Raw genomic sequence first — 16538 nt, forward strand, 5'->3', positions numbered from 1 at the left:
ATTAGTCGATGAAGGAGCTGACTGTCTGTGAAAATAGCTGAAGTTGGAAATATTATCGAGTTTAAAAATGGTCTCCAAGGTATTGTCGAAAAGGTAAATGAAAATTCGGTGATTGTTAACTTAACATATATGGAGAATTTTGATTCCCTTGAAATTGAAGAGAAAACGGTCGTCAATCATAAACGTTATAAAATTTTATATACGAATGAAGCTTAATAGTCTGAATAGTCCCTATTTGTCTTTATAGATGATATGGGGCTTTTTTTTTGATAAAATTAAAGCATGGAGGTCGTATATGCTAACAAATTCAAAACAAACAATACTATTACTCCTTTCTCTATTATTCGTTTATGGCATGCTTGCCTTTACCTTTGCTAACCAAGCAGTATTTTGGTACATGTATGCATTTACTTTACTAGTATGTATTGCCATTGCCATACTAGCCGGTTCTATTGAAGATCAATTACCGACATGGCAATTTTTACTCTTTGGAATTGGATACGGTACCATCACTTATGGTATTATTCGCTTCGGTTATTGGCTTGCTCCCTATATTAATAATAATTTAGTACAATCTGTTCATAAATTTTTAACAAATTATGGACCACAAAATATTTGGCACTATGCATTACTTGTTTTTATTGTTGCCATCGGCGAAGAATTGTTTTGGCGTGGTTACATTCAGCAACAATTAAAACGCTTTATGCGCCCATCTTTGGCTGTCCTAGTTACGGCAGTTTTATGTGCCATTTCCATAGCCCTAAGCGGCTTTATTCTAGGCGTGGTTGCTGCACTTGTGACAAGTATTATTTGGGGCTTCTTGTATGAATGGCGGAAAAGTATGCCACTTGTTATTGTAGCTCATGTTGTTTTTGTACTATTATTATTTTTAGTGTTACCTTTAACATCATAACATTATTATTTGGAAACATTTTAGCTTTACTAACGTTTAATTTAGAAAAGGAGGGTTTTTTATGCAAAAAAAATTAGTTTCAATTCTTGCATTATTATTAACAGCAGTACTAGTTGTAGGTTGTAATACCTCTGAAAAAACAGGGGATTCAGATGCTCAACAAAATGAGCCGTCAAATACTGCTGCCGATCAAAAACCATCTGGTGATGAAACAGCAGGTGAAGCACAAGAGGAAGAGGATACAGATACACCTGCTTCAAATGAAACAAATACAGAGGATGTTTCCAAACAGCCACAACAAGATGTGACTTACAAACAAAATGGTGTAGATAAAACAGAAAAGGCAACTGAATCTAAAAGCGTTGATCAAAGCTATAAACTACAACAACTTTCAGGATTCACATTGACACAAGAAGAGCCTGGTAAAGATATGTTAGTATCTAATGAAGATGATGAAGTGTTTATGCGTATTGAAACAATTGAGGCATCTCAATCAAGCTTTACTGAAGTAAAAACAGCAATGCAAGATTATATGAATGCTGTAGGTGAAACAGTCGCTTTAACTACTGATGAATTAGCTGTATTCAAGGATGTTCAAAATATTGAAGGTTATGTTGTAGACTTTGACACAGAGAAAGTAATTGGGGTTGTTTTTGAAAAAGATGGTCTCATTACAAAATTAACTATTCACGATAATGATAAGCAAGATTTAACAGATGCTATGATGAACATGGCAGCAACTATTTCTAAAAAATAATAATTCATACTAAGGAAGGACGATAGACAACTTGTCTCTATCGTCCTTTTATGTATGTATAAGCTCTTTGTGATATCTTACTTCTTCTAAATGATAAAAAAGTTGTCTCAAATGAATGAGACAACGTTTTAATAAGATAAATCTTTAATAGAAAGGCCCATTTTCTTTAATAATGTAATAGCTTGCTCTTTTTCTTCTGAAGATAATACACTCATTATTTCATGCAAATGCTGCTCGTGTTTTGGGAATAGTTCTCCCATAAATGCTTCGCCCTCATCCGTGATTTCTGCATATGTCACACGGCGATCTGAAGGACAAGACACACGCAATAAGTAGCCTCTTTTTTCAAGCTTATCAATGACATACGTAATAGACCCACTGGCAAGTAAAATTTTATTGCCAATTTGCTGTAATGGCTGTCTTCCTTTATGATAAAGAAGCTCAAGTACAGCAAATTCAGTTGGGTTTAAACCATTATCCTGAAATAATTGATGTGTTGTCTCATTAATAGCCTTAAGTGCACGTGACAATACAATATATAATTTTAAAGATTGTTTTAAGTCTTCTGACGTCATATTCTTTTCCTCTCACTTCGCTCTTTATACTTGACATTATAGCGATATTAGAAAAGCATTGTCAAAAGCATTATCTGATTTAGAAGGTTATATTGTTGTTATTCAACCATTTTTCTCTCTTTATGTGACTAAATAGGCAGAATCTTTTGTGGACACTTCGAGTGTATCCACTTGATTAAATGTATAGATTGGGAACTGCAGATGGAAGCATGTCCCCTTCTGTAATTCACTATTAACACCTATAATTCCATCGTGCTCTTCTATAACTTTTTTCACGAAAGCAAGGCCCAGTCCTGTCCCTGATGATTTTGTCGTGTAAAAAGGCTGGAATAGGTTTTGAAGGGTTGTGCTATCCATTCCAACGCCTTCATCTTTAATTGTAAGTTCAACAATCGCGCAGTCATTTGTAGTCATTTCTACAGTAATCGTACCACCATTGTTCATGGATTCCATCGCATTTTTGATAAGATTCATTAACACTTGCTTTAATCGATTTTCATTTCCGCCGATATAAACTTGATTTGGATTTGAAATGTACTGAATCATAATATTTTTCATGAGTGCATCTGGTAACATGAACTCAATGACTTGCTTCACGATATGATCTAGTTCCAGCAACTCCACTTTCATAGTTGATGGCTTGGACAAAACTAAAAGTTCTGATAAAATTTGCTCCATTCGTTGAAGCTCACTATCAATGACAGAGAGATACATGCGTGATTCATCATCCGCATTTATCTTTAATAAATCAGTAAACCCCTTTAAAGAAGTTAATGGGTTACGAATTTCATGCGCAATACTCGCTGCCATTTGTCCAACAACATTTAAAGCATGTTGATGTTCAACTTTATGTTGAAGTTGCTTCTTCTCTGTTTCATCATTAATAACTGTGACAATAATATTATTGTATTCATCAAAGATACTGGATATTTCATAATAGCAAGTTCTACTTACTTGGGTTTCATCGACAACGTGAAGACTTGCATGTTTTTCACCCATTAATTTAGAAAGATAGGATGTAATCTGCCCTTTTTTCAATGTAAATAAATCAAATATATGCTGATGAGCTTTATGGAGTAACTGCGAGCTTTCTACTTTTAGAAACATTTCTGCATACTTATTAAGCCCAAGAATAATACCGCTAGCATCACTCACAATAACAGCATAAGGTAAGTAATCATATGCATTAAAGGATTGAGATCTTTCATGCTCTTGACTAACGTATAATTTATGGGCAACATCATCATTTAATGTTGAAATTTGCGCAACAATTTCTTCGGCATTTGGGTCGTAGAAACATTTAAAAGATAACATTTCGTACTCATTCCCAACTGTGCGAATGTTGAAAATTTCTTCTGATCGTAAATCCTTTTGTAATTGTTGGACGAATTTCGCCCATTTAAATTTAGACGGCTCGTCCATAGCCAAATTACCAATAAACGTTAAATTAAGATTAAAAAGTTGGATAGCAGCCTCATTGACGTTCAAAATTTTCCCTGCTTTATTGAGTATAAGTGTTGGTGACGAAGTACTTTTCATAAGATTTCCAAAACATTGATTAATATCATTTTGCTTCAACTTTCTCACCGAACCTTTCAAAAGAGTAAGAAACCTCTAAATCGAATTTTGAGCCTTTACTATACATTATGACAGTACGATTCTATTATTACAAAATTTAGTAAATTTAAGTATTTTAAATTATTTCACGAACTGTTCACAAAATAAATAGGTAAAAAGAATTATATTGTACGTCAAATACTTGACTGATACAATTAGAAATTGAAAGGAAGATTATTGTATGAATACTATTTTAACTACTTTAAATGCAAAGTATATACACACAAACTTAGCGTTACGCTATTTAAAAGGTGCCGCTGCGCCCGAATTCAATCCAATTATAGCAGAATATACAATTAAAGACCCTGCTTTTAATATTGTATCAGATTTGTTCCAAAAAAAACCTGATATTATTGGATTTAGTTGTTATATTTGGAATATTGAAGAAACAATTCATGTCATTAAAATGTTAAAAACAGTCTGTCCAAATGTTAAAATTTTGCTTGGAGGCCCTGAAGTTTCTTACGATTCTCACCATTGGCTACGTCGTATACCTGAAGTAGATTTCATCGTGATGGGTGAAGGAGAAATTTCATTTAAACAATTGTTACGTTATTTACACGGAGAAATATTATTGGAGGAAGTTCCTGGGATTTGCTATTTGGAGGACGGGAAAGTCAAAATTCACGCTCAGCCACCTAAGATAGATTTGCGTGAATTAGCAAGTCCGTTTCGCTTTGAAGAGGACCTTCCTCATCTTGGGAAACGCATACAGTACATTGAAACAAGTAGAGGCTGTCCGTTTAGCTGCCAATTCTGTTTATCTTCAATAGAAGTTGGTGTTCGTTACTTTAACCGTGAAAAAATAAAAGAAGATATTCGTTTCTTAATGGATAATGGCGCTAGAACTATAAAATTTGTGGATCGAACGTTTAATATAAGCCGAAGTTACGCTATGGAAATGTTCCAGTTTTTAATTGATGAACATAAACCCGGTGTTGTATTCCAGTTTGAGATTACTGCCGATATTATGCGTCCTGAAGTTATCCAATTTTTAAATGACAATGCACCGAGAGGTCTATTCCGTTTCGAAATCGGTGTTCAATCCACAAACGATTTAACAAATACACTTGTACAACGTCGTCAAAACTTTGAAAAACTAAAACGAACCGTGACAATGGTTAAAGAAGGCGGAAAAATCGATCAACATTTAGATTTAATAGCAGGTTTACCAGAAGAGGATTACGCAAGCTTCCGTCAAACATTCAATGATGTTTTTGCCATGCGACCAGAAGAACTTCAACTTGGTTTTTTAAAACTTTTACGTGGTACAGGCCTTCGAGTGGAGGCTGAAAAGTTTGGTTATACGTACGTTGACCTAGCTCCTTATGAAATCTTTTCTAATAATGTCCTCACATTTGATGATATTGTTCGCATTAAACATGCAGAGGATGTTCTAGAGAAATATTGGAATGATCATCGTATGGACCATACAATCGAATATTTAGTGACAGAGGTCTTCGATACACCTTTTGACTTTTTCCAAAGCTTTGGTACGTATTGGGAAACTAAAGGATGGTCCCGTATTGGCCATCAATTAGAAGATTTATTCCGTCGTTTACTAATGTTCTTAGAAACTGTGGATGGTGCAAATTTAAACATTATTCAGAGCTTAATGCAACTAGATTATCTAACGGCTCAGCAATTCCAACCACGTAAATTATGGTGGAAGGAACGTCCAACAGAAGAGCAACAAAAATTAATCTATCAGACATTACGTGAAAATCCAGCTATCGCAGGTGAGGAATTTGCAGACTTTAAACTCACTGAGAAAGAGCTATTTAAGCATACTTTGGTCATCCCGCATTCTCTCAATTATGATGATTTCCTGAATGGCAAAATTGTACAAAAAGATGGCTATCTCTTAACCTATTTCCGTCATGGTCAAGCTCCTTACTTTGCAACAATCCACACTCTTTAATAAGAAACGCTAGACTGATTTAACGATCAGGACTAGCTTTTTTTATTTGTCTTAAACAATTCTTAAAGATACACTCAAAAGGAAATGTAGAGCTTCTATCGCTTTTCTGCATCCTTAATCTAGTAGTCAAGTATTCACAGCGAATCTAAAAATGATTAGGGCAAATTTCTTAAAGGTAGACGATTTATAGGTTGAAAATATACCCAATTAAAATTTCCATACTCGGGAAATTATTTTTTAAATTTTCCAAAAATTTTGTGACAGTTTACTCATTTAGACATTTTGGTAACGAATGGAGCCCTTATATTCTACGCCAAAAATCTGGTCGTCTTAGAATATCAGCCAATAATTTCACATTTATTAGTATGGTGTTTTTATGTATTTTTTATTTTATTGGAACTACCTAGTCCTTTTCAATAGTTAATTTTCGATTTTAAAAAAAGTATATGATTTATTAATAGATGGTTTTTTAGTGTATAGACATCTGTAATGACAATATTCGACAATTTTATTTCTTTCTTCTATATATAATAGAAGAAAGTCCTTTACCCTTCTATGCTATTACCAGCTACCGATAAGAGGATGGATTCGAATGACAGCTTTAAATATGAATGCACAATCATGCAGCTATGAAGCTCCCTAACATGAACACTAATACTTAATGACTTTGACAAAAAAGGGCAATATCAACATTCCCCCTCAACAGTTTCTTATATATCAACGTTCTGAAGGTGTTATCCTTTAAAACCTCTAATTCATTTAACAGATTTAGTGTAGTTGGCGTATTATAGTGTCATTACATTTGTCTTGACGTATTTCGACAGGAAGTCATTAATTTCACTGACAACACCTACTAGTATTAATACAATTTTATTGTATGGCCTTCATGTATTGGAAAGGTGGAAATTAAAATGTATATTTGAACAAATAAAAGAACATCAAATACCTGTAGGATGATATTAAAAAAAAGGAATTCCTACTAGTTGCTGAGCAATTTACTGATGATGAAATCATAGAAGGATCTGCAGTCTTCCCGCCCCCGCCTGCAACATCATCAATTCCAATTGACGAATTAATAAAAATTAAATGAACTTATGGTTGCCAGTATTTTAATAAAAGAAGATTTGATACGAAGAAGAAACAACTTTTAGGTATCTAGGTTTAAAGCTGCTCTGGCCTTAATACGTATATTAATTGATTATAGGACTTGAAGGTTTAAAGCAACTAATTAATACAAAAGAAAAGGACTTACAAAGTGAATAAACAGAAAAGACCAGATACGAACATTTTATGATCGCCTGGTTGACTATTTTAATGATTTAAAAGCACTGATGAGTACTCTTTACTTTAAACTTCAATGGCTCAAAAACATCAGTTGATGACTTTGCTTCTACTTCCACATACCAGCGCCTTCGCCCCTTCTAGGTATTTTGCATATTCTAATTGATTTTTGATAATGACCTTATGGGGGCAAAAAGGGGGCAATCCCACGATTACCCCTCAACAAATCCTTATATATCAATGTTCTGAAAGTGTTATCCGATTATTACGCGTTCCTTTGGATAATGGAATTTCGATTTCTTACCTCGTCCTCCACCGCCAAGTGTATAAAGGAAGGATATTAAGCCGACTCGACCAATGAACATTAAAATAATAATAATAATTTTACCAATGACTGATAAATCAGAAGTTATTCCTAATGACATACCACAAGTACCGAACGCAGAGGTGATTTCAAAAATAATTTGAATAAGGGAGGCATGTGGCTCTGTAATAAGCAAAATAATCGTTGCAATTAAAACCATGAAAAAGGCTAATAAGATGACAACGAAGGAGCGGAAAACATCAATTAAATGAATTTCTCGCCCAAACACTTGAATATCCTCTCTCCCTCTTGCAAATGTAATTAAAAATAATATGGCTATGGCAAAAGTAGTTGTTCGAATTCCTCCCCCCACTGAACTTGGAGAAGAACCTATGAACATGAGAAAGCTCATAAAAATATCTGTCGCCTCACTAAATGTCGTCACATCATAAGTTGTAAGCCCAGCAGATCTTGTAGATACAGAATGGAACATTGCTGAAAAAAGCGCCTCATGCCAGGACATTTCCTTGAAAGAATGGAAGGATTCGAGAAGTAAAATGACCAGAGCACCTACAACAAATAGAATGGCATAAGTAGACGTAGTGATTTTTGTAAACAAGCTAAATCGAAAATTCGCATGTCGCTTGAGTAAGAAAGTCTTTAGTTCAATTAATACTGGGAAACCGATTGCCCCTAACACAATAAGTACCATTGTCACCAACTGAACAAAATAATCATCATGGAATGGCAATAAGCTCATTCCCGTAATATCAAATCCTCCATTGGTCGTAGCAGAAATTGAAGCAAAGATTCCATGTAAAAATGCTTCTTCTAACGTATCAAAATAATTGGTAAAATGGAGCGTTAAGATAACCGTACCTGCTACCTCGATACCAATTAGTATTTTTAAAATTTCACGTATTAATTTCACAACACCAGACAAATTGTACTGATTATGGTCAATCATAATTAACTGACGCTCGCGCATCCCTATTTTTTTCCCAACTAATAGCCACACAAAGGTACCCAGTGACATAATACCAATTGCGCCTAACTGTAAAATAACAAGAATCATCACAAGTCCAAATTTCGTATACGTTTCGGAAATATTAATGGTTGTTAAACCAGTTACACTTACTGCACTTACCGCCGTAAATAGACTATCTAAAAAGGAAACCTTTACTCCTTCTTGATGAACCCCTGGAAGCCGTAATAACAGGAAGGAAATCGCTATCGCTATGAAATAATAAGATACAAGTACCTGAAATGGTGTGACAAGTCTATTGGAAGTTTTTTTCCAAGGCACTTTAACAACCCCTCTACATATGATGCCCAACTAGATAGATTATAGTATAGAAAAAATACAAGAAAAAAGAAAGAGGAATAGTGATTACTATACTTTTCGACTCGATAAAAGAATAAATATAATTGGATGATTCGAAATACTTTTTTCATTTTGGAGGTGAAGTTTTGAATAAGTGGTTAAAGGCTTGGAGTATTTTTATTTTTACAATTGGAGGCTTATTAGTAGTACTACTAATTGGTTTGATATAGATAGTGGAAATAATAAAAAATGTATAAAGCGGCTTGCGCTCTGAATTCTAAGGACTCAAGCCGTTTAATTGTTTCTGGTAGCGATATTGATTTTAAAATAAATAGCGTCATTTATCGCTGAATCTAACTCTCCATTGAATATAGTCTTCCAAAGCCGCTCATTTTAACTCTTTTGATTAAATTTCACATGAAGTAGCTGCCTGTAATTCATCACGTCCATTTGCCTCATATTTCATTTTCCAGCTATATAAAGTTTGAGGTTGTAATGAAAACCTTTCGTACAATGGCCAGATAGTAAAGTGACCTTCCTCGAACAATTGAAGGATATGTCATTTTAACTCGATTGGATGTTTATTTCATCCAAAAAATGCTCCCCTTAGATAAACAAATTTTATTTTTAATCTGTCTATCTAATAGGGAGCATATCCAATTTTTCGATGGCTTTTGTCTACTGACTAATAGCTATTTTTTATTTCGAACACCTACTATATAGCCGAAAAATGCTATGCCTAGTAAGACAATCCAGAATGTTAACTCCCATGCAGTGGAATGCGGGAATTCTGCAGGTAATATCCCTACTTTTTCGTGGGCTAATGTTAAAACAACGAGCTTTACCCCTACCCAGCCAACGATTAAAAATGCTGCTGTTTCAAGTGAAGGATAATCATTTAATACTTTAACAAACCATTGGGCAGCAAAACGCATCATAATAACCCCGATAAAACCGCCTAGGAGCATAACGATAAATTGTCCACCATTGATGCCACCGATATCAAAATTCCCTAAATGAGGCAACGTGACAGCGATAGCCACTGCTGCCAGCATTGAATCAATAGCAAATGCAATATCTGCTGCTTCTACTTTGAGTACAGTTAACCAGAATCCAGACCCCTTTTTCCCAGCCTTTTCACTCGTATCTTCTTCCTCATCATTTTTATGTTTGCGCAAATCATAAATATTTTTCGCCGACATAAATAGCAGATAAGCCGCACCTACTGCTTGTATTTGCCAATAGTTTACTAAAACAGTAATGACAAAAAGAGCAGCGAATCGAAAAATCAGAGCACCAAATAATCCGTAAAATAACGCTTTTTTTTGTTGTTCTTGCGGTAAATGTTTGACCATTACAGCCATTACTACTGCATTATCAGCCGCTAGTAAACCCTCTAAAACAACTAGGACAATTAAAACCCAGCCGTATTGTAATATTATTGCTTCCATTTATGCTAGTGCCTCCTCTAAGCTCGAAATACCCCAAAATGACTTGTTCCACTAAAGTTACAAAAGAAAAAAACCCCTGCCTTAAGTGGCAAAGGTCTCGCTAAGTAAATTAGTACCTTATCGGTACATCAATCTACACGTCATCAGTCATCATTTTACGTATAGAGCCATTCACTATCACATCCGATGGTAAAACCATGTCTTGACGAATGTGAAACCAGGTACAATTGCAAAACCTGTTAGCTACTCCCCTTTGACAAAGTGTCGAAGGTATCTTCTTTCAAATATTATAGCACTATCATTTACAGCTGACAAAAATATCTAAATGGTTTTTTTCATTACTTAATTTGTATCTGGTAGCTCGTATCTTCTTTATGTGCTAAATAAAAATCAATCATTTTCGGCATCGTTTGAATAAAATCAGGACATGTAATTCCACCTTTTTGTAGAATTTTCTGGGCTTCAGTCGTGTCGAATGTGGCATTCCATGTTAAATAATCTAATGTCTCCTGTTCCACCCCTAACTTTCTCCGAATAAAAGGGATTTGCAGAGATAGTTTTGCCCACGCAAACGGTAAACGCCCCTTCGGATAAGCATTCGTCACTAGTTTCACCATAGTACGATATACTTCCTGTACAGGATGAGGGTTCGGATCTGTTAAATGAAGTGTCTTGCCTTCAGCCTCTTGTTCTGATGCCAAAAAAGTCGAGGCATTTAATATATAATCTACTGGTACTACATTAATTGTAGACGTAGATTGTCCAATATACGGAATAATAGGTAAACATTTTAAGCGTTCTACTAAATTTAAAAAGAAATAGGGTCCATCAAACTTAATAGTTTCACCGGTTTCAGAATGTCCCCTCACAATGCCAGGTCTAATGATTGTTAATGGGATTTCTGATTTTAAATCTTCTACTCGGAGCTCAGCCTCATATTTTGTCTCTTCATAATAATTTTTAAATGCGAATGGTCGGATCAGTTCACTTTCACGCAGTAACCCCTCACGTGTACCAGCCACATATGCCGTACTAAAGTACATATAGCGTTTTAAATTAGGTAAAGAACGCACAAATTCATTCACCATTGTTGTCCCATGAACATTCACTTTCCAAGCAATATCACGTGGTACAGCTAAATCATATATAGCTGCTAAATGCCAAAGTACTTCAATTTGAGGTATGATTTCTTCTATTACTTGATTATCTACACCAAGATTCGGTAGGGTAATATCACCCTCTACAATTCGAATCGAACAGTTAGGAAATTCATTTACTATTTTATTTTTCTCATGATGGGCCTTAATGGTTTCGCCAGTCAATACGATTGCTATAACCTGTTGCGTTTGTTTGTTTCGGAACAATGACCTAATTAATTGACTTGAAATGAAACCAGGAAAACCAGTAAAAAAATGAACTTTCATCTACCATTCCCCCCTTGATTCTAACGCATCTTTCTTGTTTCTTTATCCACTAAACTATAAACAATCGGTACAATATATAGGGTTAGTAACGTGGAAGTCACAAGTCCTCCAATAACAGCTATTCCCATCGGTTGATTCATCTCTGTTCCTTCACCTATGCCAAGTGCAAGTGGCAACAACCCTAATATAGTTGTTAACGCTGTCATTAAGATTGGACGGAGACGATCCTGAGTAGCTAGTAAAATTGCTTCATAAGCAGACATACCATTTGCTTTTTGCTGATTAATATAATCAACTAGCACAATACCATTATTTACAACAATCCCTACAAGTACTAAAATTCCTATTACAGATGTCACACCAATTAAAGTATTTGTAGCAAACATGGCAGCCGCTACCCCTATGATCATTAATGGAACCGTAAACATAATGACAAACGGATATTTGAATGATTCAAATTGAGCAGCCATCACAATATACACTAATATAATGGCAAGAATCACTGCTAATAGCATATCATCGATTGCACTATCATAAAGCTCACGATCACCGCTAAATACGATTTGTGTAGTAGGAGCTAATTGAGCACTCTTTATTGCTTTATCTACTTTTGCCGATATTCCCCCTAAAGATTCCTTCGTTTCATATTCAACAAAAAATGCCACTGCTGCCGCCTGATCTGAACGGCGAATAGAGACGGGTCCCTCTTTTATAGAAACTGTCGCAACATCCTCTAATTTCACAAATACCCCTGCTGGTGAACGCAGTTGCATTGCTTTTAGTGAATCTATACTATCATTGAAGAGCTGACCGAAACCTGTGTAGACAGGTAATACAGCACCATCCTCTGCAATTAATTGGGAGGTTAATTGTCCTCTTGTCATTTGATTGACAGACTGTGCAATTTGCGCGGGTATGAAACCATAGTCTTTTGCCTTTTCTCGGTTTACTTCAATTTGAATTTCTTGAACAGTATTATCTAAATCTGTGGAAACTTTCGTCACCTCTTCAATTGCTTGCAGGTCTTGTTGTACTTTATTGACTGCCTCTTGGAGCCTTTGTTCATCAGAGTCGGTTAATCGAAACGTTAAAGTATGCGGTGATGAGCCAGTTGCTGTCGATACGTTAAATGTCAGTTCAGTCTTCTCCTCTAGCTCTCCCAGTAAGTCTTGCTCTAGCTCTTCAACAAATTCAAAAATTGAACGTTCTCTTTCTGCTAAAGGCACAAGCTTTACATACATCTCTGCTTGGTTCGGGCTAGTTTGTCCACGTGATTGTGATTGTTGTGTACCGCCGATTAAACTAACATAAACATCCACATCTTTTTCCTGCTTTAAACGTTCCTCAATCTTTCTGACTACCTGTTCAGTTTTCGATACAGCTACACCCTTTTCAAGATTGACGCTAATAGTTGTAAAACCTTCATCGGTAGGTGGTAAAAATTCAGTACCTATTCTAGTCAATCCAAATAATGATAGGCCAAAGCAAACTACCGTGAAAATTAGTAGGAGCATGCGATGCTGCAGAACCCACACAATAGACGATTTGTACTGCCTATAAAATAGAGATTTACTACGCTGCTCATAAAAGTTAATACTTTTCATTTTTAATAGCCGACTCGCTAGCATCGGTACTACTGTAAGGGCAACTACTAAAGAGGCAATTAAACTAAATGAAATAGTGAGAGCAAATTCTGTAAAAATTTGTCCAATCAGTCCTTCGATGAACATAACAGGAATAAAGACAGCGATTGTTGTTAGTGTTGAAGCAGTAATCGCAAGAGCAACTTCCCTTGTCCCTTCCTGCGCTGCTGTAATAGGATCTTTTCCTAACCCTAAGTGTCTTTCAATATTTTCAATAACAACGATTGCATTATCCACTAGCATGCCAATACCCAATGCTAGAGCACCTAATGTCATAATATTGAGTGAAAAATCAGCCAAAAACATTAATACAAATGTCACAATAACCGAATAGGGGATGGCAATACCAATAATGATAGGGCTCTTCACACTGCGTAAAAACACAAAAAGAACGACCATCGCAAACAGACCTCCTAAAATTAAGGAAGAGCCTATGTTGCTAATGGCAATATCCACGTAGTTGCCTTGATCTACTAATATGTCTGCTGTAATTCCCCTGTATTGCTCTTTCTCTAGCAATTCATTTAAGGTTTGTTGAAACTCCTTTGACACTTCAGCAGTATTCGCACCCGACTCCTGTAAAACGGACATAAGAACTGCTGCATGCTCATTGGCACGGGTTGTCGTTACAGATGGCTGTTCTGCCCTTTTAACAGAGGCGAGGTTGCCAACTGTTAACGCTTCACCTGTTAAAGGATTCACGGAAACAATTAAATCGGCTATATCCTGAGGTGATGTTAAAGTACTAACAATACGTGTTGTTAACATTTTTCCATCATCAGTTAAAACAGGGTCACCAGGAAGTGATACATTGTTCGCTTGGACTATTTGAATAATATCTGCCTGTGTTAAGCCTTTTTCGACTAACTTTACCTCATCTAACGTTATTTGTATTTCCTCTATAAGCTTCCCAGAAACATTTACACTTGCGACACCCTCTGTCCGTCGAAGCTCCTTTTCTAAATCCTCTGCTAATAAGCGCACATCTACATTTTCATTTTCTGCCCGCAATGAAAGCTGAATAATGGGAAATTGGGATGGATCAAACTTTAAAAAGCTTGGTTTGCCCGCATCATTGGGAAGTGGTGTCATATCAATTCTCTGTAAAATATCAAGCTGGACATCTTCTAGGTTGGTGGACCAATTGAATTCAAGGACGATTAAATTGCTTCCTTCTTGTGAAGTTGATTGTAGTTTCTTAATGCCTGGTAAGGTGGCTAGTGTTGCCTCTAAAGGCTTCGTCACCCTTTCATTCACCTCTGTTGGACTGGCTCCCGGATAAGAGGTGACTACTACACCTATTGGCGGATTTAGCTCAGGTATTAAAGTAATCGGTATTTTTAATAACGATACACCACCTAATAAAATTACAAATAGCATCGTTACAATAGTAAATACTGGTCTTTTAATCGAAAAATTACTGATGTTCATATTAAAAACTCCTTCTTCTACCTCTTCCTTTCTATCATAGCCGAAAAGGGCATTATTTTATAAATGAGCTAATTTCCTATCTTAAGCGCATTTGCGAATTCAAATTTCCTAATACTGTATATATTCTACAATCCGTGTCAAATTTCCTTGTAAAAAAACACGAATCGCAAAATTGTCGATTCGTGTTGACTATTAAAGAAGGCTATAAAGTTTAATGTTTTCATTTTTATCGGCAAACCAACGCATGGCAAACTCATTTTCGAATAAGAACACAAGATTATCAAAACGATCTTTCACCAGCATTGAACGTCCAGAGGACATAGATTCTTTAACATCCTCTTCATTTTCAATCCAACGGGCAATTTTCGAACCAATTGGCTCCATCCTTACTTCCACATTGTATTCATTTTTCATACGATGTTCAAATACTTCAAATTGAAGTTGACCCACTGCTCCAAGAATAACTTCCTCTGTGTGCAGTGTTTTATAATATTGAATGGCACCTTCTTGTACTAATTGTAAAATACCTTTATGGAATTGCTTCGATTTCATTACGTTTTTAGCCGTTACACGGACAAATAACTCTGGAGTAAACTGTGGTAATTTTTCAAATTGGAATGTTTTTTTACCACCCACTACGGTATCTCCAATTTGATAAGTCCCTGTGTCATATAAACCGATAATATCCCCTGCAACAGCTTCATCTACAGTCTCACGATCATCAGCTAGGAATTGTGTAGATTGTGTGACTTTAAAGGATTTGCCAGTACGAGACAAAGTCATATTCATGCCACGCTCAAATTTACCAGACACAATACGGACAAAGGCAATACGGTCACGGTGCGCAGGATTCATATTAGCTTGAATTTTGAATATGAATCCTGAAAATTCCTCTTGTTCAAGCGGATCAATAAACTGCTCATCTTCCGTAATTCTAGGCTGTGGTATTGGTGCAAATTGTAAGTAAGTCTCTAGGAATGTTTGTACCCCAAAATTTGTTAAAGCTGAACCAAAGAACACTGGTGTTAATTCGCCACGACGAATTTTTTCTTCCGAATATTCATTACCAGCCTCGTCCAGTAGTAATATATCATCCATTGCTTGAGAATAATAAGAAGTAACTTTCATCGGATGCTCTACAGCAAGTTCACCATTTTCATCTATTGGCAGAAAGCGTTCAGCTTCATCCGTACGGAACTGCTCAATACGCTTATTGTAACGATCATAAATACCAAGAAACTCTTTCCCCATACCAATCGGCCAGTTCATAGGATATGCATGTATCCCCAGTACTTCCTCAAGCTCTTCTATTAGCTCAAGCGGCTCTTTCCCTTGACGGTCCAATTTATTAATAAAAGTGAAAATCGGAATACCGCGCATTTTACAAACCTTAAATAGCTTTAAAGTTTGCGCCTCTATCCCTTTAGCGGCGTCCACTACCATGACAGCACTATCTACTGCCATTAATGTGCGATAAGTATCTTCTGAGAAGTCTTGGTGCCCAGGGGTATCCAAGATATTCACACGTGAGCCATTATAGTCAAATTGCATCACGGAAGAAGTAACAGAGATACCACGTTGCTTTTCGATTTCCATCCAGTCAGATGTTGCAAACTTACCTGTTTTTTTTCCTTTTACTGTCCCTGCGTCACGAATGGCGCCTCCAAAAAGTAAAAGCTTTTCTGTAATCGTCGTTTTCCCAGCATCAGGGTGACTGATAATGGCAAAAGTACGACGGGATTGTATATCTTTTTCTAAATTTGAATTCATCTCGTCATTCTCCTTTTTTCATACTTAATAATAATAAAAGAAGTCTTGCCTTTCGTACAACCTTTTTACATGAAATCGCCAAAAAGAAAACCCTTTAGTACTATCTAAAAGGGTTTCCTAAATCTTA

General features: G+C 35.9%; 11 protein-coding genes. 4 read left to right on the forward strand and 7 right to left on the reverse strand.

Features of this window, described 5'->3' with window-relative positions:
• The first annotated feature begins 27 nt into the window (after window positions 1-27).
• From ACP3VS_RS02560 to ACP3VS_RS02570, 3 genes are all read left to right on the forward strand, one after another.
• Entirely contained in the window at window positions 28-216 is a 189-nt protein-coding gene (locus ACP3VS_RS02560; RefSeq protein ID WP_004224583.1) for a YkvS family protein, read from the forward strand.
• Window positions 217-295: 79 nt separating this feature from the next.
• The gene (locus tag ACP3VS_RS02565; RefSeq protein WP_012293027.1) at window positions 296-913 is read left to right on the forward strand and encodes a CPBP family intramembrane glutamic endopeptidase; all 618 of its coding nucleotides are present in this window, start codon (window positions 296-298) and stop codon (window positions 911-913) included.
• A 61-nt stretch (window positions 914-974) separates the two neighbouring features.
• Window positions 975-1670 carry a hypothetical protein gene (locus ACP3VS_RS02570; RefSeq protein WP_031418820.1) on the forward strand — a complete coding sequence of 232 codons (696 nt, stop codon included), beginning with the start codon at window positions 975-977 and terminating at the stop codon, window positions 1668-1670.
• A 128-nt stretch (window positions 1671-1798) separates the two neighbouring features.
• Here the strand turns inward: ACP3VS_RS02570 and ACP3VS_RS02575 are convergent, their stop codons facing one another.
• Both ACP3VS_RS02575 and ACP3VS_RS02580 read right to left on the reverse strand, forming a co-directional pair.
• Entirely contained in the window at window positions 1799-2245 is a 447-nt protein-coding gene (locus ACP3VS_RS02575) for a MarR family winged helix-turn-helix transcriptional regulator (RefSeq protein WP_008174146.1), read from the reverse strand.
• Between the two features lie 120 nt (window positions 2246-2365).
• On the reverse strand, window positions 2366-3733 hold the full coding sequence (locus tag ACP3VS_RS02580) for an ATP-binding protein (RefSeq protein WP_230584346.1): 1368 nt from the start codon (window positions 3731-3733) through the stop codon (window positions 2366-2368).
• A 310-nt stretch (window positions 3734-4043) separates the two neighbouring features.
• Between ACP3VS_RS02580 and ACP3VS_RS02585 the strand changes: the two genes are divergently transcribed.
• On the forward strand, window positions 4044-5783 hold the full coding sequence (locus ACP3VS_RS02585) for a B12-binding domain-containing radical SAM protein (RefSeq protein WP_012293022.1): 1740 nt from the start codon (window positions 4044-4046) through the stop codon (window positions 5781-5783).
• 1535 nt (window positions 5784-7318) lie between these two features.
• Here the strand turns inward: ACP3VS_RS02585 and ACP3VS_RS02590 are convergent.
• From ACP3VS_RS02590 to ACP3VS_RS02610, 5 genes are all read right to left on the reverse strand, one after another.
• Window positions 7319-8674: a TrkH family potassium uptake protein gene (locus ACP3VS_RS02590; protein WP_012293021.1), complete on the reverse strand. Its 1356-nt coding sequence runs from the start codon at window positions 8672-8674 to the stop codon at window positions 7319-7321.
• A 710-nt stretch (window positions 8675-9384) separates the two neighbouring features.
• Window positions 9385-10143, reverse strand: coding sequence for a TerC family protein (locus ACP3VS_RS02595; protein WP_012293018.1), 759 nt, complete (start codon window positions 10141-10143; stop codon window positions 9385-9387).
• A gap of 338 nt (window positions 10144-10481) precedes the next feature.
• Window positions 10482-11567, reverse strand: a complete 1086-nt coding sequence (locus ACP3VS_RS02600) for an SDR family oxidoreductase (RefSeq protein WP_036160873.1) — start codon at window positions 11565-11567, stop codon at window positions 10482-10484.
• Window positions 11568-11587: 20 nt separating this feature from the next.
• The gene (locus tag ACP3VS_RS02605) at window positions 11588-14641 is read right to left on the reverse strand and encodes an efflux RND transporter permease subunit (protein ID WP_012293016.1); all 3054 of its coding nucleotides are present in this window, start codon (window positions 14639-14641) and stop codon (window positions 11588-11590) included.
• 192 nt (window positions 14642-14833) lie between these two features.
• Window positions 14834-16411: a peptide chain release factor 3 gene (locus tag ACP3VS_RS02610; protein ID WP_012293015.1), complete on the reverse strand. Its 1578-nt coding sequence runs from the start codon at window positions 16409-16411 to the stop codon at window positions 14834-14836.
• Between the last annotated feature and the right edge of the window lie 127 nt (window positions 16412-16538).

Origin of the sequence: Lysinibacillus sp. VIII_CA, assembly GCF_049943995.1 — a bacterium.
Taxonomy (GTDB): domain Bacteria; phylum Bacillota; class Bacilli; order Bacillales_A; family Planococcaceae; genus Lysinibacillus; species Lysinibacillus pinottii.

Coding starts and splice junctions, on each gene's coding strand:
- ACP3VS_RS02565 (WP_012293027.1), top strand. CDS start 296: ATGCTAACAAATTCAAAACAAACAATACTATTACTCCTTTCTCTATTA.
- ACP3VS_RS02570 (WP_031418820.1), top strand. CDS start 975: ATGCAAAAAAAATTAGTTTCAATTCTTGCATTATTATTAACAGCAGTA.
- ACP3VS_RS02575 (WP_008174146.1), bottom strand. CDS start 2,245: ATGACGTCAGAAGACTTAAAACAATCTTTAAAATTATATATTGTATTG.
- ACP3VS_RS02585 (WP_012293022.1), top strand. CDS start 4,044: ATGAATACTATTTTAACTACTTTAAATGCAAAGTATATACACACAAAC.
- ACP3VS_RS02595 (WP_012293018.1), bottom strand. CDS start 10,143: ATGGAAGCAATAATATTACAATACGGCTGGGTTTTAATTGTCCTAGTT.
- ACP3VS_RS02600 (WP_036160873.1), bottom strand. CDS start 11,567: ATGAAAGTTCATTTTTTTACTGGTTTTCCTGGTTTCATTTCAAGTCAA.
- ACP3VS_RS02605 (WP_012293016.1), bottom strand. CDS start 14,641: ATGAACATCAGTAATTTTTCGATTAAAAGACCAGTATTTACTATTGTA.
- ACP3VS_RS02610 (WP_012293015.1), bottom strand. CDS start 16,411: ATGAATTCAAATTTAGAAAAAGATATACAATCCCGTCGTACTTTTGCC.